This is a genomic window from Thiorhodovibrio litoralis, assembly GCF_033954455.1.
In the GTDB taxonomy this organism is placed as follows: Bacteria; Pseudomonadota; Gammaproteobacteria; order Chromatiales; family Chromatiaceae; genus Thiorhodovibrio; species Thiorhodovibrio litoralis.
Map to the genome: position 1 here is coordinate 4,295,320 of NZ_CP121473.1, position 23,821 is coordinate 4,319,140.

The following is a 23,821-nucleotide window of genomic DNA, read 5'->3' on the forward strand; positions in this document are numbered from 1 at the left end:
TTCTGTCAGTCGCCTAAAGATCACACCGCCGGCGGCACGCCTGCCGGTTTTGTTGCGACCTGGTCGCGCAGATAGACCGGCAGCCCCTGCTCAGGTGGCACCGTCTCCCCCGACGCAACCGCACTGGCGGCAAGTTCGGCGATATCGGCTGCGGTGCAGCTTAAATCGGCATCGATGCGATCATCACCTAGGCCAGTGCGCGCGATCAGCGCATCGCGATAAAGCGACCAGCCATTGCCCACCCCGAAATCCAGCAGCCTATCAAAGGCACGCAACCCGGCTGTTACATCCACTCGCTCCGCTGCGCTGACCTGTTCGGGTTGCAGCGCGCTCGCCCGCCCCTGCCCTGCAATCTCAAACAGCCCCCAGTAAAGCTCGCCGATGCGGGCATCAATGACTGCAAGCACAGTCGTGTGCCCGTGTTGGCGCCAGCCGGCATGGGCCAGCGCAGCCAGGGTTGAAATGCCCACCAAGGGCACGCCTGCACCGAAGGCCACCCCTTGCGCCACGGCCGCGGCAATGCGCACGCCGGTAAAAGACCCAGGGCCGCGACCAAAGGCAATGGCATCGAGTTGCTTAAGCCGCACGCCCCCGCGCGCGAGCACTTCCTCCATCATCGGCAACAGACGCTCGCCATGGCGGCGCGGGGCCTCCTCATGCAGGCCAAGCACGTCGCCGTCGCACAAGAGCGCGGCGGAGCAAAAGACGCCGGAGGTCTCAAGCGCCAGAATTTTCATGGACGCGGAGAAGGATGGGGAAAGACCGTCAGGCCTGAACGGACGCGGTGGTGCCGTGATTGACCGAGTCGATGAACTCGCGAAACGCCTCCGGGGGGCGCACCACCCAACCGCGGAAGGACTGCGCCAGCGCGCCTTCGAACATCAGCGGCGGCTCGTCCTGGGTGACTTCCACCTTGATCAGGCCAGTCTGCCCCACGAGTCCGTTCGGGTCCTGGAGGCGCGTCTCGCTAGCCCAGCGCTTGAGCTCTTTGAAGAAGTCCTCGGTCTTGGCCCGCCGGTTGGTGAGACGATCGGCCAGGCCCAGCAGCAAGGCGCGCTTGTATTCGATCTCGGCGTCAAATTCCTCATCAAAAATCGATACGCTGAAGTCAGATGTGAGCTGCACCATGCCGCGCACCACGAGATAGACGAAGAGATCGTGCAGATCGCGCCAGGTATGCTGCGGTAGCGGGCGGTCCCAGTCGATGCCGTAGCGGATCTGACGGGTGAAGAAGCGGAACAGATGCTGCAGCACCCAGATGCGCTCGCTGTCGTCATCGGCGTGGCGGCTGCTCTGGGTGCGGTCGATCTCGTGCAGGGTCTTGCGCAGGTTGTAAATCATCAGCAGCAGCAGACGCTGCTCGAGGGTATTGGCGTTGTTTTTTGTTGGCGCCGGTCCGCGCGGCTTGGGCAGACTGGCAATCGCCTTCAGCACCGGTTTCTTGACGCAGTGCATGACGGTGATGCGCTCCTCGGCGCCGAGCGTCTCGCGCGCGATCCGCTCAAGCTCCATCATCAACGCAGGCAGCGCCTGGCGCAGCCCGCGGCTGCGCAGCGACAGAATACGCTCGCAAATGGCGCTTGCCCCGGAGTCAGGCTCTTCAATGGTTTCACTCTCGGCGAGCAGTTCGCGAAGTTCTTCGCTGTCGACCTCCTTGAGCGAATAGTCATCGTCTAGCATACCCCGCCCCGCGATACCGACCAGAAAAGCGCTGTTTGCAATATGCCGCGGAGGCCGCGCGACTTCAAGATAGAACGCCCCATGTCATCAAGACCAAATGAAAACCACGCAAGCGCGCGGGTGAGCAAATTTCTCAGCACCCGATCACAAAATAAACACCCCACACTATAGCCCCTTGTGGGCGCAATCCCAAATCGGCGCGGGCACAAAAACCGCAAACAGACGCATCAGTTGGCTTCCCCAGTGCTTGCTGGCGCGGACGGCGGCAAGGAAGTCCCGAAAAACGCGCGCACATCCGCCAGGGACTCCGTGCGCGTCATCGGCGGCAGGCTCTTGACGAAGGCGGCACCATAAGGCTTGCTAGCCAGGCGCGGATCGCACAGCACGAATAAGCCGCGGTCGCTGGTATCACGAATCAAACGGCCAGCGCCCTGCTTTAGTGCAATCACCGCACGCGGCAGCTGGAAATCACGAAACGGCTGACCACCCGCCTCGCGCAGGGCGTCGATGCGCGCGCGCACGACTGGATCGGCGGGAGACGCGAACGGCAGCTTGTCGACAATCACGCAGGAGAGCGCCTCCCCGCGCACGTCGACCCCCTCCCAGAAGCTGGCGCTGCCAAGCAGCACGGCGTTGCCATGCTCGCGAAAGCGGCGGATCAATTCAGCGCGCGGGGCCTGCCCATGCACCAGCAGCGGATAGTCGAGCGCGCCCTCGAGCAGCCTGGCCACCTGCTGCAGCGCGCGGTGACTGGTGAAGAGCACGAACATGCGCCCGCGAGTGATCGGGGCAAGCTCGCGCACCAACTCGGCGACGCTGGCGTCATGCGTCGCATCGGCTGGCTCGGGCATCTGCGGCGGCGTGAGCCAAAGGGCCTGTCGCGCGTGATCGAACGGACTTTCCCAGCGCGCGGTGCGGGCGTCCTCAAGTCCCATCTGGCGGGCGAAGTGCGTGAAGGACTCGCCCACCGCCAGCGTGGCGGAGGTGAAGACCCAGGCTGCGGGCAAGCGCGCGCGATGCGCCTGAAAGCTGCTGGCCACCTCGAGCGGGGTCTGATGCAGACGAAAGCCGCGTCCCTGGGCATCAAGCCAGCGCACCTGATCGGTGGTCTCCTCGGCGGCGAAGAGCTCCAGGCGCTCGCGCAGATCGCGACAGCGCTCATGGTCGCGATCGAGTGTCTTGGAATGCCCGGCGATGGTCTCAAGGTTTGCGTCGATCTGCTCAAGCAGCTCCCCGAGCGCCGCGCGCGCGTCTTGCACCCGCGGCTCCGCGCTGATCTCGGCCCAGGCAGAGCGCCGGTCTTCGGTGCCGAACGCCAGGCGCAAGCTCTGCACCGCCGGGCGCAGCTGCTCGAGCGGCGCGGACAAATCAATGAGCCCACGGGCCTCGCGGGTCAAATCGGCGCTGAGATCGCGGGCGAAATCGAGCAGCTGATAGCTGCTGAGCGAGCGGCCGAAAAACACCCCGGCTACCTCAGGCAACTGATGCGCCTCGTCGATGACAAAGCAATCAGCTCCCGGAAGCACTTCGCCCAGGCCTTCCTGGCGCAGCGCCATATCGGCGCACAATAGATGGTGATTGATCACCACCAGGTCGGCCTCCTGCGCCTGGCGGCGCGCCACCACCAGGTGACAGTCGCCCCAGTGGGCGCAGTCCTGCCCGAGGCAATTATCCGCGGTGGAGGTCACCAGCGGCCATAGCGGCGAACGCTCGGGCAGGCCGGACTCGGCCACATCACCGCTGCGCGTGACTCGCGCCCAGTCACGCACGCTTGCAAGCTCCACGCGCAGACCGGGGTCGCGCTTGGCGCGGTCCGCGCCGGTTTGCTCCAGTCGCTGCAGGCACAGGTAGTTGGCCCGCCCTTTGAGCAGTGCCACCCGCACCGGGATGCCGAGCAGGCGCCGGGCCAAGGGCAAGTCTTGGTGAAAGAGCTGGTCCTGTAGGGTGCGGGTGCCGGTGGAGATGACCACCTTGCGCCCGCACAGCAAGGCGGGGATCAGATAGGCGAGGGTCTTGCCGGTGCCGGTGCCAGCCTCGCAGATGAGGGTGCCGCCCTCGGCGATCTCTTCGGCCACCGTGGTCGCCATCGCCAGCTGTTGCGGCCTGACGCCAAAATGATGCAAGTGCCGCGCAAGCCGCCCGCGTGGGCCGAAGATCGATTGGAGCTCAATCGGCTCAACCTCCCGAAGCCTTGAGTTGGGCTTCCTGCGCGCCCTGGATGTCTCCGGTGCGACGACGCGCGTCCGATATCACCAGCCAGTTGTCGCGTTTCAGGTTGCTGCTGTCGCCAGAGAGGTCATTCGCGCGCTTGGCGAGATTAGCCGCCTGACTTGCCAGCCCTTGTTCCAGGCGCACATGGGCCAGACGATTCCACAGATAGCCTTCACGTGACTGCAGGCGCAGCGCCCGCTCCAACGTCGCAGCAGCGCCGGCATAGTCGCTGCTCTGGCGCTGACGCTCGGCTTGCGTGACCAGCGCATCGACCGCCGGAGTCATCTGCGGAGCCTGGAGCGCGCCGGAGGAGGCAACCCGCGTCTCCGGTGCCGGAAGCGCAGGCGTCATCGAGCCGGGCTCGGCCGCCGGCGGCGGGGCTATCGGCGGCACGGCACTGGCTTGCCCACCAGCGGCCGGTTGCGGTTGCGCTTGCCCAGCCGGCCCTCCAGCCCGGGCTTCAGGGCTCTGAGCCAGGGCGCCGGTCTGGGCATTCGCAGCCACGCCAGGCGCCCCCGGAACCGCGCCCGGGGGCGGGCTCTCAGTCATCGGCTGGTAGGCGTAAACCCGCGCCGGCTCAGGCGGCGGAGTCTGTTGGCGCTGACTGGGGGTCACCGCTGCGGGTGGAGGACGTCGGGCATCCACAATGGGCGCTGGCGGTTCCTGGCGCTGCGGGGTGCTGCAGCCGCTGGCCACCGCTGCGACCAAGACCCCGGTCAGTATGCCTAGGGGGAAGCGGAATTGTTTGTGCTCAATCATCAGTTACCATAAAAATCGCTGAGGAAAAGATTGCGCGAGCCCCGATCCTCTCGGCTGGGGGCAGGCTTTGGACGCTCAGACCCTGTCTCCTGCGCCGCACCCTCGGGAGCCGCGTCACTATTGGCCTCCGCCACTGCCTCGCCGCTTGGGGCCGGGCAGGCGGCGACCGCGGCAAACTCGGCATTGACCGGCACTGTCAGTCCGCCACAGCCCTGGGTCATGACCACGCCATCGGGCGGAACATCGCTCAAGGGCTGATTGTCGATGCTGGCCATCAGGTCACCCCACACACGCAGTGCCCCGCTCGAGCCGGTCAGACCGCTTGACTGATTATTATCGCGTCCGACCCAAACCACTGTCACCTTGTCCCCACTGAAACCGGCAAACCAGCTGTCGCGCAGGTCATTGGTGGTGCCCGTTTTGCCGGCCACGCTCAGCCCTTCAGGCAGGCGCTGCTTGAGCCAGACGGCCGTGCCCTGCTCCACCACCTGGCGCATGGCCCATTGGGTCATGAAGGCCGCATCGCCACGCACCACCGGCTCCACGGCCAGCGGATAACGGCTCAAGGGGCGACCGGAGGCATCGAGTACTTCGCGAATAGCACGCAGCGGCGTGCGGAAGCCGCCGGCGGCAATGGTTTGATACACCTGCGCGACTTCGATCGGAGCCAGGGACACCGAGCCCAGCAGCATGGCGGGCACCGGGTTGATCTGGCGCATGGCACCCAGCTGCCTGAGGGTCGCCGCCACCTGATCGACCCCCAGCTCCAGCCCCAGGTTCACCGCGGCCAGGTTGTAGGACTTAGCCAGTGCGCGGTAAAGCGGCACGTCGCCGTGAACGCGATGATCGTAGTTTTTCGGTTCCCAGACATCGACACCGACGCGCACGCTAACAGGCCGGTCTGAAATCGGGGTCACTAAGGAGTATCGTTCAGGTTGCTCGAGCGCGGTGAGATAAATGGCCGGCTTGACCGCAGAGCCAATCGATCGCACCGCATCCAGCGCGCGGTTGAACCCTTCGAACGCGGAATTGCGGCTACCGACCAGCGCCAGCACTTCCCCTTGCGCGACCGAGGTCACCACCGCGGCTGATTCAAGCGTGCCGGAGCGAAAGCCGCGCTGCTTCTCAAGCTTCGGCAGCCGGTCTTGAATCGCGCGCTCGGCGGCGGTCTGGACCAATGGGTCCAGGGTGGTGAAAATCTTCAGGCCTTCTGAACGCAGATCCTCCTCGCGGTAGTCGCGCTGCAGCTGGCGCCGCACCAGTTGCACAAAAGCCGGATAGTCCCCGCTCGGTCGCGCACCGCCCTCGCGCAGGCCGAGCGGGTCGGCCTTGGCCTGCTCGGCCGCGGCGGCGGTGATGATCTGGTGATGCGCCATGATGTCGATCACCAGGTTGCGGCGTTCCAGCGCCTTTTCTGGATGACGGCGGGGGTTGTACTCGGACGGTCCTTTGAGCACCGCCACCAGCAGTGCGGTGTCCGCCACGCTGAGCTCCGAGAGCGGACGGTCAAAATAGAAGCGACTGGCGAGACCAAAGCCGTGAATCGCGCGGCTGCCATCCTGGCCCATGTAGATCTCGTTGGCGTAGGCGGTGAGGATGTCATCCTTGCTATAGCGCAGGTCGAGCAATATCGCCATCAAGGCTTCGTTCAATTTGCGCTCAAGCGTGCGCTCTTGGTTGAGGTAGAAGTTCTTGACCAACTGCTGAGTCAGGGTGCTGGCACCTTCCACGGTGCGCCCGGCCATTAGATTCTTGTAGGCAGCGCGCAGGATGCCTTTGGGATCGACGCCGATGTGCTGGTAGAACTTGCGGTCTTCCACCGCGAGAAGAGTCTTGATCAAGAGGTCCGGCAACTGCGCGCGTCGCAGCAGCACCCGGTCCTCCATATGGGTGGGGTAAATACTCGCGATCAGCGCCGGATCAAGCCGCACCAGCGCGATTTCCGGCCCCTGATCCAGCGTTGTCACCGAGGCGACCTGCCCGTCGGCAAAGGCCACATCCAGCAGCGCCGAGCGCTCGGCGCCGTCCCAGAAGCGAAAGCCGTGGGTGTAGAAGCGCACCCGCTCGCCGTCGCGCAGGTAGGTGCCGGGGCGGTCAACCTCAGGTACCGGGAGATACTTTAGCCGCTTAAGCTCCGCCACCAGCGCCTCTGGCGTCAGCACCCGGCCCTGGTAGAGCTCGAGTGGGCGGGCATAGACTCGCGCCGGCAGCGCCCAGCGCTTGCCCTCAAACTTGGAGCGCACAACATCGTCGAGTTGCAGCGCATACATCCCCAGCACCCCGGCGCCACCGAGCGCCAGCAATACCCCAAGGCCGAGCAGGAAGCTCCAGAAACCGCCACGCTGGGCACGCGCGAGCGCGCGCCGCCGGTGGCGCGCCATCAACGACCCCGTGGCGCGAAATTGTGCTTTATCCATAACGGGAATCATCCCACCGCCGCGCGGATACCTCAAGCCGGGTCAACACCGCCGCTGGGTCAGCTCTTGATGCCGACGCCGCGCCGCAGCAACACCAAGCTAAACGAGCTGAGCAATGCAATACAGAACCCAACCAGAGAAAATGCGATCCACAAGGGGATATCGCTCACGCCGAGAAGGCCATAGCGAAACGCATTGACCATGTAAAGAACGGGATTAAGCAGTGAGACATTCTGCCAGAACTCTGGCAGCAGCGAGATGGAATAGAACACCCCGCCAAGGTAAGTGAGCGGCGTCAGCACAAAGGTAGGAATAATGGAAATATCGTCAAAACTGTTGGCAAAGATTGCGTTGATGAAGCCCCCCAATGCGAACAGAATGGCTGTCATTAAAAAAATCAGCAGCGTAACCAGATAACTGTGGATACTCAAATCGGTAAAAATAAAGGCAACCAGGGTGACCGCCACGCCGACGCTCAGTCCGCGCAGCACGCCGCCGGTGACATAGCCGGCCAGAATCACCCAGTTGGGGGTGGGCGAGACCAAAAGCTCCTCAATGTAATGAGAGAACTTGCTGCTGTAAAAGGATGACACCACATTGGAGTAGGCATTGGTAATCACCGACATCAGCACCAGCCCAGGCACAATGAACTCAAGGTAGCTGAAGCCCTCCATCGGACCAATCCGCTCGCCAATCAGCCGCCCGAAGATGACGAAATACAATGTCGTGGTAATCACCGATGGCAACAGCGTCTGTATCCAGATCCGCGTGAAACGCAGGGTTTCCTTGGTTACCAGCGTCTCGTAGGCGACCCAGTACCGATACCAGCGGCTCCTGACTGAGCCCTCAGTTGGGCTCCCAGTTGGGCTCCCAGTTGGGATAAGGGTTGGACTCGGGTCTGAGCTCATGATTGGGCTCCCGCGAAGGCATCCTGTTCGGCCTCTGGCTGAAGATCGTCACGATTGTCCACCAAATCTAGGAACAGCTTCTCCAAACGGTTTTGCTTGTTGCGCATGCTGATCACTTCAATGCCGCACCGTGACAATGCCTCGAACAGACCATTGATGCTGTGGTCGCGACTGACTTCCACTTCCAGCGTGCTCTCATCGATGGTTTCCAAGACGAAACCGCCCAGTGCCGGGAGTTCCGTCACCCGTCCACGCAGATTGAGCACGAAGGTCTCCGAGCGCAGTCCCTTGAGCATCTCGGCAATATCGGCCCGCGCCACAATCTCGCCATGATTGATGATGGCCAGATGCCGGCACAGGCTCTCGGCTTCTTCCAGGTAATGTGTTGTCAGGATAATCGTGGTGCCACCGGCATTGAGCTCGCGCAGGTAATGCCACATGGCACGGCGAATTTCGATATCCACCCCGGCCGTGGGCTCGTCGAGAATCAACACCCGCGGCTGGTGCACCAGAGCGCGCGCGATCATCAAGCGTCGCTTGAGGCCGCCCGAGAGCTGGCGCATTTGTGTTTCGCGCCTGTCCCACAGATCGAGCTTGCGCAGGTAATACTCCGCGCGCACGCGCGCCTCGCGCCGCGGAATGCCGAAATAACCGGCCTGGTTGATCACCACCTCCAGCACCGGCAGGAAAAGATTAAAATTGAACTCCTGCGGCACCACGCCGAGTTGAGCGCGCACCTGCTCCGGCTCGCGGTCAAGATCGTGCCCAAAGACATGCACCGTCCCGGCCGTCTTGTTCACCAGGGATGTCAAAATCCCGATTAGCGTCGACTTGCCCGCACCATTCGGCCCGAGCAGCGCGAAAAAATCACCGGCCTCGACCGTCAGATCGACGCCTTTCAGCGCCTGAAGCCCCGAGGGATAGACTTTTCGCAGTTCGCTTGCAATGAGTGCCGACATGGATGCAGAGACCACGGTTGACCAAGCAAATTCAACCCGCCACCCTACCCTAGGGCGCTGGCAGCGGCAACCAGGCGCGACCAGCTAATCTCCAACCGCGCGATGCAACAACCCATGGGCACCGGCGGGTGCCCGTGATTGATAGGAAAATCACATGATCAGAAACCACCGCCAGCAGATCCTGGTAACCGGCGGCGCCGGATTCCTCGGCAGCCACCTCTGCGAGCGTCTACTCGCGGACGGAGAAGACGTGCTGTGCCTGGACAACTTCTACACCGGCACCAAGGACAACATCCGCCATCTGCTCGCCGATCCGCACTTCGAGCTGATGCGCCATGACGTGACCTTTCCGCTTTATGTCGAGGTTGATGAAATCTACAACCTCGCCTGCCCGGCCTCGCCGGTGCATTATCAGTTGGACCCGGTGCAGACAACCAAGACCAGCGTCCATGGTGCGATCAATATGCTCGGACTGTCCAAGCGCACCAAGGCAAAAATCCTGCAAGCCTCGACCAGCGAGGTGTATGGCGACCCGGAGGTCCACCCGCAACCAGAAGACTACTGGGGACGCGTCAATCCAATCGGCATCCGCGCCTGCTACGACGAAGGCAAGCGTTGCGCCGAGACGCTGTTTTTCGACTACCACCGGATGCACGACTTGCGCGTCAAGGTTACCCGCATTTTCAACACCTACGGGCCACGCATGCATCCCAATGATGGCCGCGTGGTGTCCAACTTCATCGTCCAAGCGTTGCGGAATGAGCCCATCACCCTCTATGGCGACGGCGAGCAGAGCCGATCTTTCTGCTATGTCGATGACCTGATCGACGGGCTAGTCCGGCTAATGAACAGCCCGGATGCGCTCACTGGCCCGATCAATCTCGGCAACCCGAAAGAATTTCGCATGCGCGAGCTCGCCGAGAAAATCCGCGAACTCTGCGGCTCGCGCTCCGAACTCATCCACAAGCCGCTACCTAAGGACGACCCGCGCCAACGCCAACCCGTCATCGAACAGGCCAGGGAGCGCCTCGGTTGGGAACCAAAAATCCCGCTCGAACACGGCCTAAGAGCCACCATCGGCTACTTCGAGACCTTGCTGCGCACTCAGAATCAGGCCAGATTCAGCCATTAGCCGCTGACGGCAATCATCCATCTTGTCCCAAGTCCGTTTTCCGCGGCCCACGGGGCTCCGTTATCTCCGGTGGCCAGACTGAGCCCGCTAGGGCCAAAGCTTGAGGATACCGACAATCAGGCCGCCAGTACCCATCGTGATGCCGAACGACCAGCGCATGAAACTGTCCATGCGTTGCTGTAGCCCTCGGATATCTTGCTGCACACTCTCAAAGCGCTTATCGACTTGCTCGAACCGTTTTTCAACTTGCTCGAAGCGCTTCTCCATCTGGTTGAAACCTTCACGCATCAACTCGCGCTGGTTTTTGAGCTCTTCTTCAACGCGCACCATGCGCTCACGCAATTCGATCTCATAGACAACCGGGGGCTTGCCGAGGCTTTGCTCGACCAGCCAGTCGCTGAGATTGTCTTTGACGTAGTCGCCAATTTCCTGCTTGATGAGGTTGAGGTCTTCTTGGAACATCATGAAGATGGCGCAGTGAGTATCCTATCTTACCAGCCCTGGGTTAGGCACCGGAGGTCGATCCGCAACAAAGCGAAATATAGCGCGTGTAGTCTCTTTCATGCTGATGCTTATGTGGTCAAGAAACAGCCGAACGTGTATTTTCGGATCACAATCCACCACGGCGACGATAACCAGGCCTTGGTCACGCGCGGCGTAGACGTATCTCGGTAGTGTTCGGGCAGTGCCGCACGCACGGCAGCCAGCCAAGCTTCGGCATCGGCGCTCAGCAATAGCTGATCGCCGAGTTCTTCAGAATTGAGCCAGATCGTCAATGCGCGCGAGCAAGGGCGCACTTTGATCAGCCCATGCAGAACCCAAAACGGCGCCGCACCTGGCGCAGTAAGAGATGGCGAGCAGCTTCTCGGCCCTCTTTGCGGCCCCGTTCAAGCCCCTGTTGTCACCATTGATCGGTGCAGGCTTCCAAGTTTTCGGCCAGCATGTGACACACTTCCGTTAAATCGCTCATCGGTGGTAGGGAAACGTTGCGGCAGCGGCGGACCGAAAATCGCCGCCACTGTAAAATCGCCATCGCCTGCCCTGCGTCGCACCTTATAATGCCGCAAAATGGCGCCTAATGCGGCTCCTCAATGAGCGGGATTGGGATCGCCAGCGGATACTGGATCTTTTCGCCATCATCGTTACTCATCATCCCAGGCGGGCCGAGCCTGATCCGGGGTCGAGGCTCAGAACAGCCTCTTCGATCGCGTCAAACACCGGACTCGGCACCGTTAGATGAAACTGTTTGCGGCGGTTTTTCGACACCTTGCCTTTATTCTGCAGGGCACCGATGACCAGTGTGGTGAGCACATTTCCTCGCACATCGAAACGCTGATCGATACAGCGATACACTTGGTCATAGCGCTGCAGAAACGCGGTCTCATCGCGCAAGTCCTTCTCCAGTGCCTGACGCGCCATGTCGAGGGTGAATTCCACGACCGCTGTCGCATCCCAATAGCGATAAAGCGACGCGTCCCCTCGGAAGCGAAAATCGTAGGTCTCATCGCCGAGCCAGCGCACCTCCCAACGGCGACGCATTGGCGCGGAATAGTGCTGTAAGGCCTTAAGGTAAGCCGCCTCGTTGCGTTTCATCGCCACTGAGACAGGCAACAGCAACCCATGGCGCAAACGCCCGGATTGGCAGAGCGCATAGTGAAATAGAAAGCGAGACAGGCGCCCGTTGCCATCCATGAAGGGGTGAACGAAAACCAAGCCGAAGGCGGCGATGGCCGCCGCGACCAGTGGGTCGATCACCTTCGGCAGGGTATTCGCGAACCCCAACACGCCGTCCATGAGTTCATGCACCTGCTCGGGCGGCGGCGGCACATAGGTGATGCCGGCCGCACCCCGCAGCGGTCCGCGCAGCCAGTTCTGCTCATGGCGGTAGGCCGCCGCTCGATCAAACGGATTCGTGATAGCCGCATTCTGCAGTTCGACCAAATAGTCCTCGTCCATCTGTCGTGGCTGATGAGCCTGTTGTAACAGAGCCACGAAAGCCTCGGCCTTGTCCTGGGACGGCGTCTCGCGCTCGATGGCGAAGGAATTTTCGGTCTCGTGCAGATAGGCCCAGGCAAGCGCCCGATCCGTTGCCAGCTGACCCAGCGCCTCCACAAAGGCATTGGCCCGGCCCAGAATGTCGAGAGCCAGTCGCTGTTCAATCTCCGGTGTGCGCTCGACGGTCACGCAATACTGCAGCGAGCCCAGCCCGTTGAAGTTAACGCGCCAGCGTGCGTTGCGTTGGCCTGGCGTGGTTAGATAGCGTTGGGCATCAAACAGGTCGACGGTCGGCCCCGCGATCGCGCAGTCACCGGCCAACTCGCGTCCCTGAAAGGCCTCCCACAGAAACCCCAGCACCCGCACATAGCGACTCGAGGGCGTGGCCTGCAACCGCTGAAGCAAGTCGGTTTCGGGGATCTGCTTGAGCGCCTGGGCCAGGATCTGCAGATTGACCCCTTCATGCTTAAGCGCAAACAGTAACTGGTCGAGCGGCTGGTCCGCCGTCGGTGCAACGGGCGCCGGCACCAACAGGGCTTCGGCGGTACGCGTCACCCGCGACACGGGCGCAACCCGGGCCGGACAGCTCGGTGAAAACGCCGAGATCCTAAGGGTCTCGCAAAGATGCTGGTAGCCGACGGAAGCCAAATTTTGTTAACTGAAGCGCGTTTTTCTTAAATATGGACCATTATGCAGGATTTTTCTTAACGTTGACCTGCCTCGCCAGTCCATGTCAATTTCAGCGCTCCCCCGACTGTTCGACGCGCGTTTACACCAAGCATGACTCGGCCTGCACAGTGAATGCCGACTTGTGAGGTTTGTTGGCGAAGAACCGGAACTCGTTGATTATCTGGACTACCATTGACGGAGGAGCGACAAGTCATGAATGCTATGCATAACCCTGCCCACCCCGGCGAAATACTCAAGGATGGCTGGCCCGAAGCAGTCACCATCACAGAAGGAGCGAAACAACTCGGAGTAACACGCGCCGCTTTAATCGCCCATCGGTGGTCGTGACACGTTCGGCAGGAGCTGGGGCAGAAAGATGCGTCCGAACCAGACGACAAAGGCGCGGCGCAGAGTCAGATGCTCCGGGACCTGAAGCCAACCGACCAGCGCTTGCTGCAAAATCGCCATCGCCTGCCCTGCGTCGCTGCTCGCCTCTAGGGCCAAAGCCTTAGGATCCCGACGACCAGGCCGCCGGTGCCCATCGTGATGCCGAACGACCATCGCATGAAACTATCCATGCGTTGCTGTAGCCCTCGGATATCTTGCTGCACACTCTCAAAGCGCTTGTCGATTTGCTCGAAGCGCTTATCGATTTGCTCGAACCGTTTTTCGACATGTTCGAAGCGCTTATCGATCTGTTCGAAGCGCCTATCGACCTGCTCGAATCGCTTGTCGACCTGCTCGAAGCGTTTTTCAACTTGCTCGAAGCGCTTCTCCATCTGGTTGAAACCTTCACGCATCAACTCGCGCTGGTTTTTGAGCTCTTCTTCAACGCGCACCATGCGCTCACGCAATTCGATCTCATAGACAACCGGGGGCTTGCCAAGGCTTTGCTCAACCAGCCAGTCGCTGAGATTGTCTTTGACGTAGTCGCCAATTTCCTGCTTGATGAGGTTGAGGTCTTCTTGGGCAAGGGCCATGGTTGTGGTCTCCTTGGAGCATCATGAAAATGGTGCAGTGCGAATCCTATCTTACCAGCCCTGGGTTAGGCACCGGAGGCCGATCGGCAACGAAGCAAGATCGAACGCGGGGCAGCAGACCGAGAATCCAGACAGCCCTATTCGTTCGCCAGCGCGCTCGGCAGAACGCATCATCCGCCCAACGCCAGAACGGTCGGAACTCGGAGATGCAGATTTTCGTAGCATCGCCTGATCGTCTCTTCTATCGCCCGCGCAAAGGCAACCGAGGCGACCAGATAGCCATCGCAATCCAGGCGCATGGCCTCCTCCAGGCTGATGATTCTGTAGTCGAGTAATAGCAGCCCGTGGAGTTTCGGATTACAGTCCACCACGGCGACGATAACCAGGCCTTGCTCGCGCGCGGCTGTCAGCATGGTCAGGCCGATCTGGCCCGCGCCATTCGGCCTTGAGAAATCCTGGAAACGCCGCCGTGACCATGCCCTGAGGCCAGCGCAGTTCATCATGCAGATAGAGGCTCCGAACAGCCTCTTCGATCGCGTCAAACACCGGACTCAGCACCGTTAGCTGAAACTGTTTGCGGCGGCTTTTCGACACCTTGGAACGCTTCATTAAAGACTTAAACATCTTTCCTCAGAAAGATTTCTTGCAAGAGCTGTATCCTCTTGAAAAAGAGGCCGTCCGATGCGAGCATTCGTTTCGTTCGTGGAATCTTTTCAGGAGCGGCTATCATGAACGAATTTCCCGGTTACGGTCCAGCACATGAACAGCTGATGCGTCGCTACAGTCGCTCGCTACCGGAAGATCATCGACGCCGGTACGCGGCAGTTGAAGCGGAAAAGATCGGCTATGGCGGCGTCGCTTATGTCGCCCGGGTGCTGGGGATGAGTCGCGCCACCGTTCATAGCGGTTTGCGCGAGCTTGAGGAGTTTGATAGCGACCACCCGCAACGCCCGAGTGGTGACCCGCAGCGCGTGCGTCGCCCGGGAGCGGGGCGCCCGCCGCGGCTGGAAACCGACCCGGGGGCTGAAGAGACCTTCAAAGAGGTTATGGAGGCCCACAGTGCCGGCAGCCCCACCGATGAGCGGGTGCGTTGGAGCGATCTCAATCCCGGGCGCCTGGCGCAGGAACTGCTTGAGCGCGGCATCGCCATCAGCCGCAACACCGCCGCGGCCTGGCTGGAGCAAGCGGGCTTTCGCCCGCGCGCATTGCGCAAGGAGTTGGTCACCGGCGTGGTTGACCCCCAAGAGCGCGACACACAGTTTCGTTACATTGCCGAGTTGCGCCGCCAGGCATACCAACAAGACATCCCGGTGTTCAGTGTCGATACCAAAAAGAAAGAACTGCTCGGCGCGCTGCATCGCCGTGGGACCTGCTACAGCAGCGAGGAGCAATATGTCTATGACCATGATTTTCGCCATTTGGCCGATGGGGTGTTAGTGCCGCACGGGGTCTACGACTGCGCGCGCAACCTCGCCTTCATGACGCTGGGTACCTCGCGCGAGACCAGCGCCTTCGTCTGTGACGCCATCGCGCTGGCTTGGCTCACGTGCTTCCAAACCCTCTACCCCAGCGCGCGCGAAGCGCTGCTGTTGTTCGATTGCGGCGGCGCCAATGCCGCTCGCTCCTTGCGCTTCAAAGAAGATCTGATCGACCTGTCCGCGCGGCTCGGCCTGCGCTTGCGCATTGCCCACTATCCGCCCTACACCTCCAAATGGAACCCCATCGAGCATCGTCTGTTCAGCCAGATCGAACGACGCTGGCGCGGCGTCATCCTCGACACCCCGCAGAAGGCGCTCTCGACCCTGGAGCAGACCCGAACGAAAACCGGTCTGCACGTGGTCGGCCAGATCCTTGATCAATGCTATGAGATCGGCCGCACTTGTTCTGAGACTTTCCGCAGCATTAAAGACAATTTTATTCGCCATGATACGGTTCTTGGCGGATGGAATTACGTTGTTGATGCGAATGGTTTCGATGCATACAGTTGTTTAGCTAATTATTGAATCGTTACCTTGCCGTTATTCCGCAGGATGGCCACGCAGGTAAGGATTCTCAAGACGCTCGGCGAGCTTTTTCTTGAACTGCCCACGAATGGAACCATCCAGGCGTCGCCACTCATTGAGCGCGTCTTCCTTGAAGCGAAGCTCAAAGCTCATCCAGACTGATCACAATTTCTTTTTGGCTGGCTCGCGCATCAGCGGTAGCGTTAAGCTCCAGGTCCTCAAGCTTTTCCAACAGCGCCTCGAAAACATCGGCTGGCACGCAATAAAAAGCCGGTTTGTTTCGATTGAGGATGGCAACCGGCTCAACTTCACCAGCCGCGAGAATTTCCATGGGGTTGCGCTTGAGTTCGGAGATACTCGCGGCCACACGAGACAGAACAAGATGCGACATGAATATCCTCCTGATACTGAGGACAGCTAGGGAGAAAACCTCACTCGGCGAGGTGCGGATAAGGCATGACCGGGTTTCCATGGTTGCATGGACTAGTCAGATTCAGGAAGTCTAATCGACTAGCCAGCCGGGCGCGAGCGGCAAGATATTTTTGCGGCAATTTCAAAGTCGCCAAGATCATGGACTATCGTGACCAGCTCGAGGCGCTGCTCGAGGAGACCAACCCCTTCGCGCCCGTTGAGCGTAATCACGATAATTGCGGGACCCATTTCCAAGCCATTTGAAGGACATGGAATGCGTGTGGGATCACGGGGGCCGTTACTGGCCGACAGCGGGAAGCCGGAATCGTGAACCACGCTCCCCCCCTGAGGGGGGAGAGACGCAGCGGGTTCAGTTGCCTCTAGCGCTCTGGCGAATGGCGCGAGCGAGGGTGTAGCGGGCATAGCGCTCGGCATCGGCTCCGCGACGCGGGGACGCGCGCTCGAGCAAGCGCTGGTAGACCGTGGTCGGTGCAAGGCCCGCCTCAAGAGCGCCGCAGACCCAGCCCCATTCGCGGGCGGATTCGGACGGATCCCCGGTGGATAAGCGCGCCCGTGGAGCGCAGTTGACGACTGGCGGCGGAGCCGGAGCCATCGTTGGCAAGGCCGGAGTTGGATCCCAGACGCGCTCCTGCGGGCTTGGTCGCCGAAGGACATTGACCCACTCCCCGCCACGCTTGGCATTCTTCATCCCGGCGAGCCGACCGAGGTGCTCACCGGAGACCGAGCCCGGATCGGCGCCAACGCGCGGGATCAGCCAACGCTGCACATCACAGCGCTGCGCCTCATCGAGCGCGCGGGTCAGCCGTAGCCACAGGTGGCAGCCCCCGAGCGTCGAAGTCTGCACCACCAGGGCCGCATAGTGCCGAGCGATGCGCTGCGCCATCGGCCGTGCGACATCATCGAGAAACACCATTGGCCAGGGATAGCCGCGGGCTGGACGGATATAAATATCGGCCTGTTGGACATTGCGCGCTCTGGCCAGCCCCAACGGAAGCTGATCCAAAGAGCGATCATGGAACCACAGCATCGTCGCCTTGGCGGTGCGCACCGCCAAATCGGCACGCACGATGCCAGCGTCGTGCCATGCCTCAAGCATCACGGCGGTGTGTCTTGCCGCTGTCATGGCCTGGTGCGGGCGCTCAGCGCTCAAGCGGCTCATCAGGCGCCCGCCCTGGCACTCGGGCGTTGGCGGGCGTTGCCCGCCGCTGAACCAAACACCTCAAGGTAGAGTTGTTCATCGAGCTGCGCGCGTTCGAGCCGAGCAGCCTGCGCCAGCAATTCTGCCGCCATGGTCGTGAGCACGCGATAATTGCCCAACGCATGCTCAGCGAGCGTCTTCATCAGCCCTGCGCTCATCAGACTCGCATTGCCGGCACTGTGTTGTAAATGCTCCAGGCAGGCGACCAGCGCCTCGCGACTGGCATACTCCATACTCAGGCGCGTACGGATACGACTGCCCAGCGGCAGCAACTCCTCACGGCGCAGCTTGGTCGCCAGGCGGCCATCGCCGGCCAGGATCACGCTCAACAACGTGCGCGAATCGAACTGCATGGAGGTCAGCAGACGCAGCTCATTGAGCACCGTCGGATGCATCTCCTGCGCCTCGTCGATGAGCAACACCGGGCGCAACAGCGTCGTCTCCAGATGCGCCAGCCAGCGCTCGCGCAGGATCTTGAAGCCACCCCAGCGGTTATGGGGCTTGAGGTCAACGGCGAACAGATCGCCCATCTCGCGGTAGAAGTCCGCCACCTTCGAGCTGGGATGCGTGAGCGCCCCAACGCTGATATCGGGCAGCTGGCGCAGACGCTCATCGAGCAGGCGCAGTACCGCACTCTTGCCGGTACCCGGATCACCTTGAATGAGCGCAAAACCGCCTTCGCGGATCAGGCTCTGCTCGATGCGCCAGCAAAACTGCTCCACCGGCGCGCTGCGATGCAGTGCCGCCGTCGGCAGCTCCGGGGAGAACGGATTGAACTTCAGTCCATAGAGGGCCAGCAGGGTCTTGTTCATCGACTGGATTCCAGGTCATCGTGTTTTGGCAGATAGGCCGGCGGCAGACCGGTGGCGGCATACTCGGCGAGCAAGTCGCGCAGCAACGGTGGCAGCGTCGTGGCGCGTTGTGATGGCGGTGGCGGTGCGCCGGCGGGCTCAAGGCGCCGACGCTGCCCGGAGGCATTGGCGGCTTTATCGAGGGGATAGAGGCGGCAGAGGATGGCGCCCGAGTGGGGATCAACCACGTCCACAGCACTCAGATCCCAGCGGGCATAAGCGATATGCAGTTGCTCAAGGTGACGCAAGCGCGCCGGCACCTCGAAGCGCTTGCCCGCCAGGCTGAGCGTCCCATCGCTGCGGCGCTGACGGCGTTGGACGCGACAACGAAAAGCGGCGCGGACCTGCTCGCTGTCCGGACAGGGGCGCCCCACGTTGGGCGCATCGAGAAGACGCGCAAGCGGCGTGGCGGCGGTCTCACTGTGGACCTTGCGGTGGTACTCCTGCTCCACCCACGCCTGAGTGAGGGTGTTGAGCCGCTGCAGGCTCAGCTCCTCCAGCCCCTTAAGCATCGCCATCAGGCGGCCTTCCAGCGTGGCCCAGAAGCGCTCCTGCTTGGCGTTCTGATACGGGCTGTACGGCAGGGTCGGCTCGTGGAGGATGCCCAGCGCATGCAATCCGGCGGTGAATTCCTCGGCCTGCATTGCCGCGCCGTTATCGCTCATCAGGGCGCGCGGCAGCCCGCGCTTGTGCAACGCCTGTCCCAGACCATGCACCAAGGTCTCGGTGGTCTCATCGAGGTACCACTGCAGATGGCAGATCAGGCGCGAGTGATCGTCGATGACCGCCAGCAGCAGGGGCTTGACCCAGACGCCACCCCGGGTGAGGACGTTGCGCGAGCCATGATGAAAGTCCAGATGCCACAAGGCATGGACATACTGGGCTTCATAGCTGCGCACCTCGCAGGCCTCCAGGCGCCGCGCGGCCTGCTCGGCCCCGGGTGTCTTGCGCGCCGGGACACGCCGGCGGTGCAGGCCCGCGCGCTTCATGAAGCGGCGCACGGTGGCATAGGAGGGCAGCGGCCCCAGGGTTTCATCGCCCGCGCACAAGGCGGCGAGGTTGTCGTAATGCAGCTGCACCGTCCAACCGGGGTAGTCGCGGTATTGCGCCTGTACGGCCTCCATCAGGCGCGGGCTCAGCGCGCGCTGCTCCCCGGCATCGCTGCGCCGGCGCGGGCGCAGTGCGGTCACCGGGTCTTGGGCATCGCGTGCGAGGTAATACCAGCGCTCCAAGGTCCCAAAGCTAAAACTGACCGCCCGCCCAGTCACCGGATGACGCCATGACTTGGCCGCTAGCGCCTTCAGCCGCGCGCCCAGCGCGTTCGCCGGCGCAGGATCAGCCAATAAAGGACCAATAATGGCAAAGCGCAACCGCGCCCAACCATCGGGATCACCGAGGCCGTTGTCATCGGACATTCGTCTTCACCTCCCAGTTGTTTCACACATCACCGGGAGTCTAGAAGGCGCCGCCCAGCGGCGCGATGAGGTCTTCTGCGGGTTGGCGTTGCCCTACAGCGAGCCTGTCGCTGTCGTGCTCGGGGCGATCAATATCAGCAGTTGCACGACGCGCTCGGACAACGCTTTTGCGCTCAATTTTTCCAGCAGGGATCCTGGCAGGTGCTCGGTGGCGATCGGCGGCATCAACAGACCAGCCAAGGATCGAAAGCAGCGGGTTTGCACAAACTGCTCACGCCACCAGTGCTGCCACCGCCGCAGGGTTTGGACGGTGACACCGAGCGTCTTGATCAAGCGCTGGCGACGCGATGCGCTCAGCCCGCAATGCAGGGCGGAAATCAGCACGACGATGACCCCGAGATAGACCTTGCGGCCCAGAAACCGAACGGAAGGCGGGGTGCTGCGCCGCCGGCACCCGTCCGCGGCACAGCAGAAACTCAGACGGCTCTGGTAGCTCTCATCCAAGACGCCACGCACAACACCTCGGGGCTTACGCGGATAACGGGCGCTGTGCAACGCACCACCGCAGTCACAGCCGCCCGCGCGGACTTCCTCGGCAATCGACTCGTCGATCCGGGTGAGCAGGTGGTAAAAGTTCGTGTCGGCAAGAAAGGCGTGACACACTGGGACTGTCTCCTGGTTTTTGGCGAAATTCGGAGACAGCCCTCTCGGGCAACTTGCGTCAAGTTGTTTGAGGGGGTTTTTTGTTTTCCCTCACTGAATTTGCTCAGAATCGCGGCCGATTCCCGCAAATAGTCTGCTCAGGCTCAGCCCGTCACCGCGGTGCACCTGCTCACCCAGCAACGGCGGGGAGACCAGGCCGGGCGTTACGCCGCAAAATGGCGTCTAACGCGGCTACTCTATGAGCGCGATTGCACTAAGGCGCGGCAGACCGCAATGTGGAATCCACCCATCAGATCGCGCGTCTGCTCAGGCCAGCAGCACGCTCCACACCGGCGCGGCTAGGTCATACAGGGGAACGAGCGTCGCGCGGCCTTGGTGCGCGGAAAGATCCCGATAGATGGCCGGCCCCGAGGTTTCGGCGGCAATTAGGATGATGCCAGGTTGCAGGTGCTCGATGGCCTCCGGGCCGACGATGGGCCAGTGGCGCAGGGTCTTGCCGGCCAGGCGGCGGTCGGCAAAGCCAAGCAACCGGACAGCTGTTGCCTCGGCCAACACTGGGGTGATCTGATCGACCATCTCGCCCTGGGCGCCATAGATCAGCAGGGTCTCACCGGTGCGCGCGAGCAGGGCCAGCAACTCGCGCAGGGGCTGAAGGTAGGCGGCTTCGGTCAGAAAAGAGGCGTCAGCACTGGTGGTCAGGATGACATCGTTCACCAAGCGGCCCGTTGGCAGCGGGTCCAGCGCGCGCAGCGCATCCAAATCACTGCTGCGATAGGCGCGCAGCGCGGCGGCGGCCTGATGGGGCCGGACCAACAGGTTGCACAGCGGGGGCGCGCGCAGTTCCGGATTATCGTTCACGAGCTGAAACGCACCGCAGCCGGCGACCTCGAAATGCCGCAGCTTGGTCTGCGGGCGCCCTTCCCCATCGGCGCTGAAACCGGTGTTGACGACGATTCGCGCCTGGTGATAAATGCTTACCAATTCATCCTGCTCGGGAAAGCCGCGATGCCGGCGGTGCAGGGTCGGGTGGTGATCCCAACCATGGCCAAAGAGCGCAAAGTCAATCCCTTGCCGCTGACAAATGGCATCAAGCTCGACCAGCGTCTGCTGGCGATCCCAGCCCTCGCGCACATAGTGCTCGGGGTTATTGCGCTGGCTCATGTTGGCGCCAGCAAACACCACGTCATAGCGCTTGCCCGCCGGAGCGGCGGCACCTGAGCCAGGATGAAACAGCGCCGGGTTGTAACCCCAGGGCAGATACGCGACCTGTGCCCGGCAGTCTCCCGCGCGGGATAGCGCCAGACGCCGCTCCACCCCGGCGCGCGAGGGCGAGTAGATGCGATCATAGCGATGATCGCAGGCGGCGTTCTGCTGAAACCAGACCTCGGGGTCGTCATCGGCGTGAAAAGCGATCACCTCCAGACCGGCCCCGCGTGCCCGCTCGAAAAAGTATCGCTAAACTCGGCCTGTACCGATTCGGAATAGAAAAACAGCTGCGCGAAGCCGCCCTACTGAATCAGCCGGCAGAGATACTGTTCCGTCAACTCACGGGAATAGGCGCTGCGCAGCGGCGCGATATCCACAAAGGCGGCGTCATAGGACTGTCGCAGCGGTGCCACCCAGTTGTCGCGCACAAAGCGGATCGACAGCGCGCCGACCATCAAGATGCGGCCGCTCGCGCGCGCCTCAGGGGCGGGCATCAGGGACGGCATGATCTCGGCCGGCGCTCATAAGGGTCGCATCGTCCCGTCCATGGTGGGCGCTTTGCGCTACCAAAACCGTTGATCCGTCAGGAAAAGCCTGCGTCATCCGCTCCCGCAGCCAGGCACGGAATGCGGCCGAGTCCAGAATCCGCTCGCGCGCCCGCGCGACCAGCCGATCGCGGTAGCCGCGTGGCACATAGGCTTCAAGCTGTTCTTGCGTCAGGGTATCGGTGCGCGCCACCGCCTTGCCGGCACCATCAAAGCGCTCCCAGTCTCCCGCCTGGAGCCACCCCTTCGCCACAAAGTGGTCATACATCTTGGTACCGGGAAAAGGCGTGGCGATGGAGAACTGCACGCTGTCCGCCGGCAGGGGCGTCGCGAGCGCGATGGTCTTTTCATTTGACCGTGTGCAGACCGGCGGCCTTCAGCTGCGTCAGCAGCTCTTCATCCATGCGATCAGCGCGACACATGGCGCCCCAGGGCAGATCGGTGATGCCGCGCGCTTGCAACTCCCGCGCGAAAGCCAGCACATGGCGGCGATCGATATTGAAGGTATCGTCATCGACATAGAAGCTGCGATAGGCGACCTTGGCGAGATTGGCCTCGATCTCATCGACCACGTCTTTCGGATCGCGACGGCGGTAGGAATGGCCTCTGTAAACCATCTGCGGCCACACACAAAAAATGCAGCCGCAGGGGCAGCCGCGCGAGGTCATGATTTGCAGCTGTGGCCGCCCGAGCCCACCGGCCTGGTCGAAATAATGCTCCGCCGGCAGCATGTCCCGCTCCGGCCAGGGGAGATCATCCAGCGGCGCTAGCGCGGCAGCCGGTGCTTTGACGATGCGCTCGGGGCCACCGCCTCCACGATCGCGATAGAGCAGATGTCCAATGCGGTCGCAGCCACCGCTCGCGCGTCGTCCCGTTCTTTACTTGCTTGATCATGCTCTTAAGGCGCGCTCCAACACCTCATGGAGTTCAGTATCCAGCGGGCGGCAATCCAGCCATTGCTGGCAGAAAGACACTAACCGCGCAGCAATCTGCACCAGTTCCGGCAATTCCGCATGAATTTGGTTGAAGTGCGCGGCCGTGACAGCCGGCTGAAGATCATAGTCGTGGGCCGCTTGGTTACGCATTTTTCGCACTCTGTGCCATTGTGCCACCGAGGTAATCACGCGGTGCTTCTCAAAAAAAACCAGGACACTTAAAAATGTCGGCGCGGGTTCCGCCAGCATGAACGCCGTATGACGCATGACTGAACCCAACACATCCTGCAGTTTGGCAAAGCGTTCATTCAACGCGGCTAATGGCTCGAACCAGTCGCCATCCAGGCGATGTTCGCGCAAGGCTGCTACCGTCAGAGGCCAAGTGACTTTACCATCGACCAGCAGCGCAAAGTAGGCGCAGCGCTCAAGTGCGGTGAGTTGTTCGGCCAGATACAAGTGTTCCGCGGACTCGGCGTTCATCTAACATCCTCCTGAACTGGCGGGATGTCACGCGCACGAGCTAGCGCCAACTGCTCGAAGGCGCTGCGCGGCCCTTGTTGATCAATCACCACAATATCCACTGGCAGCCCTAGTTCCAGCTCCAGTTGCCAACCCAGATCAGCCTTTTGAGCGAGCGAAACGGGCGTTTCTGCACGCAAGAGCAAATCCACATCACCGCCATAAGCGGCATCGTTCAGCCGTGATCCAAAGAGCTGCACCCGCACGCGCTCCCCAAGCTGCTCGCGGGTCAAGCGGTGAATCGTCTGGCGTTGTTCGGCATTCAAGCGCATCGAGTTTATTTCCGTCGGCCCCGTGCGAATCAGATCATCGCTCAATCGGCTTTCGTCGGCAGCTGGTGGGCG

General features: G+C 61.9%; 27 protein-coding genes. 2 read left to right on the top strand and 25 right to left on the bottom strand.

All coding sequences use genetic code 11. From position 1 onward, the window contains the following. Nucleotides 1-20 precede the first annotated feature (20 nt). The 7 genes from tsaB to Thiosp_RS19540 all read right to left on the bottom strand — a co-directional run bounded on the left by tsaB (nucleotide 21) and on the right by Thiosp_RS19540 (nucleotide 8,934). Nucleotides 21-737: a tRNA (adenosine(37)-N6)-threonylcarbamoyltransferase complex dimerization subunit type 1 TsaB gene (gene tsaB, locus Thiosp_RS19510; RefSeq protein ID WP_201063940.1), complete on the bottom strand. Its 717-nt coding sequence runs from the start codon at nucleotides 735-737 to the stop codon at nucleotides 21-23. A 28-nt stretch (nucleotides 738-765) separates the two neighbouring features. Then, nucleotides 766-1,680 (bottom strand): hypothetical protein, encoded by a 915-nt coding sequence (locus Thiosp_RS19515; protein ID WP_201063942.1) that lies wholly within the window; start codon nucleotides 1,678-1,680, stop codon nucleotides 766-768. Nucleotides 1,681-1,907: 227 nt separating this feature from the next. Further along, entirely contained in the window at nucleotides 1,908-3,767 is a 1,860-nt protein-coding gene (locus Thiosp_RS19520; protein ID WP_323696622.1) for an ATP-dependent DNA helicase, read from the bottom strand. Nucleotides 3,768-3,855: 88 nt separating this feature from the next. Further along, nucleotides 3,856-4,650 carry a tetratricopeptide repeat protein gene (locus Thiosp_RS19525; protein WP_201063944.1) on the bottom strand — a complete coding sequence of 265 codons (795 nt, stop codon included), beginning with the start codon at nucleotides 4,648-4,650 and terminating at the stop codon, nucleotides 3,856-3,858. Further along, nucleotides 4,650-7,067, bottom strand: a complete 2,418-nt coding sequence (gene mrcB / locus Thiosp_RS19530; protein ID WP_323696624.1) for a penicillin-binding protein 1B — start codon at nucleotides 7,065-7,067, stop codon at nucleotides 4,650-4,652. Before mrcB ends, Thiosp_RS19525 begins: the two co-directional genes overlap by 1 nt. A 59-nt stretch (nucleotides 7,068-7,126) precedes the next feature. Beyond that, nucleotides 7,127-7,975, bottom strand: coding sequence for an ABC transporter permease (locus Thiosp_RS19535; protein WP_201063946.1), 849 nt, complete (start codon nucleotides 7,973-7,975; stop codon nucleotides 7,127-7,129). Then, a complete protein-coding gene (locus Thiosp_RS19540) occupies nucleotides 7,972-8,934 on the bottom strand; it encodes an ABC transporter ATP-binding protein (RefSeq protein ID WP_201063948.1) in 963 nt (320 codons plus the stop codon). The genes Thiosp_RS19535 and Thiosp_RS19540 overlap by 4 nt, the downstream gene beginning before the upstream one ends. Nucleotides 8,935-9,088: 154 nt before the next feature. On the opposite strand from Thiosp_RS19540, the gene Thiosp_RS19545 reads away from it, so the two are divergent. Next, a complete protein-coding gene (locus Thiosp_RS19545; protein ID WP_201063950.1) occupies nucleotides 9,089-10,066 on the top strand; it encodes a UDP-glucuronic acid decarboxylase family protein in 978 nt (325 codons plus the stop codon). 87 nt (nucleotides 10,067-10,153) lie between these two features. Here the strand turns inward: Thiosp_RS19545 and Thiosp_RS19550 are convergent, their stop codons facing one another. The 6 genes from Thiosp_RS19550 to Thiosp_RS19575 all read right to left on the bottom strand — a co-directional run bounded on the left by Thiosp_RS19550 (nucleotide 10,154) and on the right by Thiosp_RS19575 (nucleotide 14,213). Then, entirely contained in the window at nucleotides 10,154-10,528 is a 375-nt protein-coding gene (locus Thiosp_RS19550) for a hypothetical protein (RefSeq protein WP_201063971.1), read from the bottom strand. A 110-nt stretch (nucleotides 10,529-10,638) separates the two neighbouring features. Continuing rightward, a complete protein-coding gene (locus Thiosp_RS19555; RefSeq protein ID WP_201063952.1) occupies nucleotides 10,639-10,842 on the bottom strand; it encodes a hypothetical protein in 204 nt (67 codons plus the stop codon). A gap of 373 nt (nucleotides 10,843-11,215) precedes the next feature. After that, nucleotides 11,216-12,616 (bottom strand): Fic family protein, encoded by a 1,401-nt coding sequence (locus Thiosp_RS19560; RefSeq protein WP_201063954.1) that lies wholly within the window; start codon nucleotides 12,614-12,616, stop codon nucleotides 11,216-11,218. A 438-nt stretch (nucleotides 12,617-13,054) separates the two neighbouring features. Then, on the bottom strand, nucleotides 13,055-13,198 hold the full coding sequence (locus Thiosp_RS19565) for a hypothetical protein (RefSeq protein WP_201063956.1): 144 nt from the start codon (nucleotides 13,196-13,198) through the stop codon (nucleotides 13,055-13,057). A 26-nt stretch (nucleotides 13,199-13,224) separates the two neighbouring features. Then, nucleotides 13,225-13,710 (bottom strand): hypothetical protein, encoded by a 486-nt coding sequence (locus Thiosp_RS19570; protein ID WP_323696625.1) that lies wholly within the window; start codon nucleotides 13,708-13,710, stop codon nucleotides 13,225-13,227. Between the two features lie 170 nt (nucleotides 13,711-13,880). Beyond that, a complete protein-coding gene (locus tag Thiosp_RS19575; RefSeq protein WP_201063959.1) occupies nucleotides 13,881-14,213 on the bottom strand; it encodes a hypothetical protein in 333 nt (110 codons plus the stop codon). Nucleotides 14,214-14,438: 225 nt separating this feature from the next. Here Thiosp_RS19575 and Thiosp_RS19580 point away from each other — a divergent pair, with 225 nt between their 5' ends. Continuing rightward, nucleotides 14,439-15,713, top strand: a complete 1,275-nt coding sequence (locus Thiosp_RS19580) for an ISAzo13 family transposase (RefSeq protein WP_323696627.1) — start codon at nucleotides 14,439-14,441, stop codon at nucleotides 15,711-15,713. A 15-nt stretch (nucleotides 15,714-15,728) separates the two neighbouring features. Here the strand turns inward: Thiosp_RS19580 and Thiosp_RS19585 are convergent, their stop codons facing one another. The 12 genes from Thiosp_RS19585 to Thiosp_RS19640 form a co-directional block, all read right to left on the bottom strand. Next, a complete protein-coding gene (locus tag Thiosp_RS19585; protein WP_323696628.1) occupies nucleotides 15,729-15,866 on the bottom strand; it encodes a type II toxin-antitoxin system RelE family toxin in 138 nt (45 codons plus the stop codon). Further along, nucleotides 15,856-16,104 carry a type II toxin-antitoxin system Phd/YefM family antitoxin gene (locus Thiosp_RS19590; protein WP_323696629.1) on the bottom strand — a complete coding sequence of 83 codons (249 nt, stop codon included), beginning with the start codon at nucleotides 16,102-16,104 and terminating at the stop codon, nucleotides 15,856-15,858. The genes Thiosp_RS19585 and Thiosp_RS19590 overlap by 11 nt, the downstream gene beginning before the upstream one ends. Nucleotides 16,105-16,494: 390 nt before the next feature. Continuing rightward, entirely contained in the window at nucleotides 16,495-17,304 is an 810-nt protein-coding gene (locus Thiosp_RS19595) for a DNA-primase RepB domain-containing protein (protein ID WP_323696455.1), read from the bottom strand. Next, on the bottom strand, nucleotides 17,304-18,155 hold the full coding sequence (locus tag Thiosp_RS19600) for an ExeA family protein (RefSeq protein ID WP_323696456.1): 852 nt from the start codon (nucleotides 18,153-18,155) through the stop codon (nucleotides 17,304-17,306). Before Thiosp_RS19600 ends, Thiosp_RS19595 begins: the two co-directional genes overlap by 1 nt. Beyond that, nucleotides 18,152-19,609 (bottom strand): DDE-type integrase/transposase/recombinase, encoded by a 1,458-nt coding sequence (locus Thiosp_RS19605; RefSeq protein ID WP_323696457.1) that lies wholly within the window; start codon nucleotides 19,607-19,609, stop codon nucleotides 18,152-18,154. The genes Thiosp_RS19600 and Thiosp_RS19605 overlap by 4 nt, the downstream gene beginning before the upstream one ends. Before the next feature lie 93 nt (nucleotides 19,610-19,702). Next, nucleotides 19,703-20,272: a hypothetical protein gene (locus Thiosp_RS19610; RefSeq protein WP_323696484.1), complete on the bottom strand. Its 570-nt coding sequence runs from the start codon at nucleotides 20,270-20,272 to the stop codon at nucleotides 19,703-19,705. Between the two features lie 306 nt (nucleotides 20,273-20,578). Then, entirely contained in the window at nucleotides 20,579-21,688 is a 1,110-nt protein-coding gene (locus tag Thiosp_RS19615) for a glycosyltransferase family protein (protein ID WP_323696630.1), read from the bottom strand. Between the two features lie 92 nt (nucleotides 21,689-21,780). Beyond that, nucleotides 21,781-21,972 (bottom strand): hypothetical protein, encoded by a 192-nt coding sequence (locus tag Thiosp_RS19620; protein ID WP_323696631.1) that lies wholly within the window; start codon nucleotides 21,970-21,972, stop codon nucleotides 21,781-21,783. Continuing rightward, nucleotides 21,959-22,330, bottom strand: coding sequence for a hypothetical protein (locus Thiosp_RS19625; RefSeq protein WP_323696632.1), 372 nt, complete (start codon nucleotides 22,328-22,330; stop codon nucleotides 21,959-21,961). Before Thiosp_RS19625 ends, Thiosp_RS19620 begins: the two co-directional genes overlap by 14 nt. Nucleotides 22,331-22,370: 40 nt before the next feature. Beyond that, nucleotides 22,371-22,754, bottom strand: coding sequence for a B12-binding domain-containing radical SAM protein (locus Thiosp_RS19630; protein WP_323696633.1), 384 nt, complete (start codon nucleotides 22,752-22,754; stop codon nucleotides 22,371-22,373). Nucleotides 22,755-22,913: 159 nt separating this feature from the next. Next, entirely contained in the window at nucleotides 22,914-23,438 is a 525-nt protein-coding gene (locus Thiosp_RS19635) for a hypothetical protein (RefSeq protein ID WP_323696634.1), read from the bottom strand. After that, a complete protein-coding gene (locus Thiosp_RS19640) occupies nucleotides 23,435-23,749 on the bottom strand; it encodes a nucleotidyltransferase family protein (RefSeq protein WP_323696635.1) in 315 nt (104 codons plus the stop codon). The genes Thiosp_RS19635 and Thiosp_RS19640 overlap by 4 nt, the downstream gene beginning before the upstream one ends. Nucleotides 23,750-23,821: the final 72 nt, after the last annotated feature.

Coding starts and splice junctions, on each gene's coding strand:
- tsaB (WP_201063940.1), bottom strand. CDS start 737: ATGAAAATTCTGGCGCTTGAGACCTCCGGCGTCTTTTGCTCCGCCGCG.
- Thiosp_RS19515 (WP_201063942.1), bottom strand. CDS start 1,680: ATGCTAGACGATGACTATTCGCTCAAGGAGGTCGACAGCGAAGAACTT.
- Thiosp_RS19520 (WP_323696622.1), bottom strand. CDS start 3,767: ATGGCGACCACGGTGGCCGAAGAGATCGCCGAGGGCGGCACCCTCATC.
- Thiosp_RS19525 (WP_201063944.1), bottom strand. CDS start 4,650: ATGATTGAGCACAAACAATTCCGCTTCCCCCTAGGCATACTGACCGGG.
- mrcB (WP_323696624.1), bottom strand. CDS start 7,067: ATGGATAAAGCACAATTTCGCGCCACGGGGTCGTTGATGGCGCGCCAC.
- Thiosp_RS19535 (WP_201063946.1), bottom strand. CDS start 7,975: ATGAGCTCAGACCCGAGTCCAACCCTTATCCCAACTGGGAGCCCAACT.
- Thiosp_RS19540 (WP_201063948.1), bottom strand. CDS start 8,934: ATGTCGGCACTCATTGCAAGCGAACTGCGAAAAGTCTATCCCTCGGGG.
- Thiosp_RS19545 (WP_201063950.1), top strand. CDS start 9,089: ATGATCAGAAACCACCGCCAGCAGATCCTGGTAACCGGCGGCGCCGGA.
- Thiosp_RS19550 (WP_201063971.1), bottom strand. CDS start 10,528: ATGTTCCAAGAAGACCTCAACCTCATCAAGCAGGAAATTGGCGACTAC.
- Thiosp_RS19565 (WP_201063956.1), bottom strand. CDS start 13,198: ATGGCGATTTTGCAGCAAGCGCTGGTCGGTTGGCTTCAGGTCCCGGAG.
- Thiosp_RS19570 (WP_323696625.1), bottom strand. CDS start 13,710: ATGGCCCTTGCCCAAGAAGACCTCAACCTCATCAAGCAGGAAATTGGC.
- Thiosp_RS19575 (WP_201063959.1), bottom strand. CDS start 14,213: ATGATGAACTGCGCTGGCCTCAGGGCATGGTCACGGCGGCGTTTCCAG.
- Thiosp_RS19580 (WP_323696627.1), top strand. CDS start 14,439: ATGAACGAATTTCCCGGTTACGGTCCAGCACATGAACAGCTGATGCGT.
- Thiosp_RS19585 (WP_323696628.1), bottom strand. CDS start 15,866: ATGAGCTTTGAGCTTCGCTTCAAGGAAGACGCGCTCAATGAGTGGCGA.
- Thiosp_RS19590 (WP_323696629.1), bottom strand. CDS start 16,104: ATGTCGCATCTTGTTCTGTCTCGTGTGGCCGCGAGTATCTCCGAACTC.
- Thiosp_RS19595 (WP_323696455.1), bottom strand. CDS start 17,304: ATGAGCCGCTTGAGCGCTGAGCGCCCGCACCAGGCCATGACAGCGGCA.
- Thiosp_RS19600 (WP_323696456.1), bottom strand. CDS start 18,155: ATGAACAAGACCCTGCTGGCCCTCTATGGACTGAAGTTCAATCCGTTC.
- Thiosp_RS19605 (WP_323696457.1), bottom strand. CDS start 19,609: ATGTCCGATGACAACGGCCTCGGTGATCCCGATGGTTGGGCGCGGTTG.
- Thiosp_RS19620 (WP_323696631.1), bottom strand. CDS start 21,972: ATGCCCGCCCCTGAGGCGCGCGCGAGCGGCCGCATCTTGATGGTCGGC.
- Thiosp_RS19630 (WP_323696633.1), bottom strand. CDS start 22,754: ATGCTGCCGGCGGAGCATTATTTCGACCAGGCCGGTGGGCTCGGGCGG.
- Thiosp_RS19635 (WP_323696634.1), bottom strand. CDS start 23,438: ATGAACGCCGAGTCCGCGGAACACTTGTATCTGGCCGAACAACTCACC.
- Thiosp_RS19640 (WP_323696635.1), bottom strand. CDS start 23,749: ATGCGCTTGAATGCCGAACAACGCCAGACGATTCACCGCTTGACCCGC.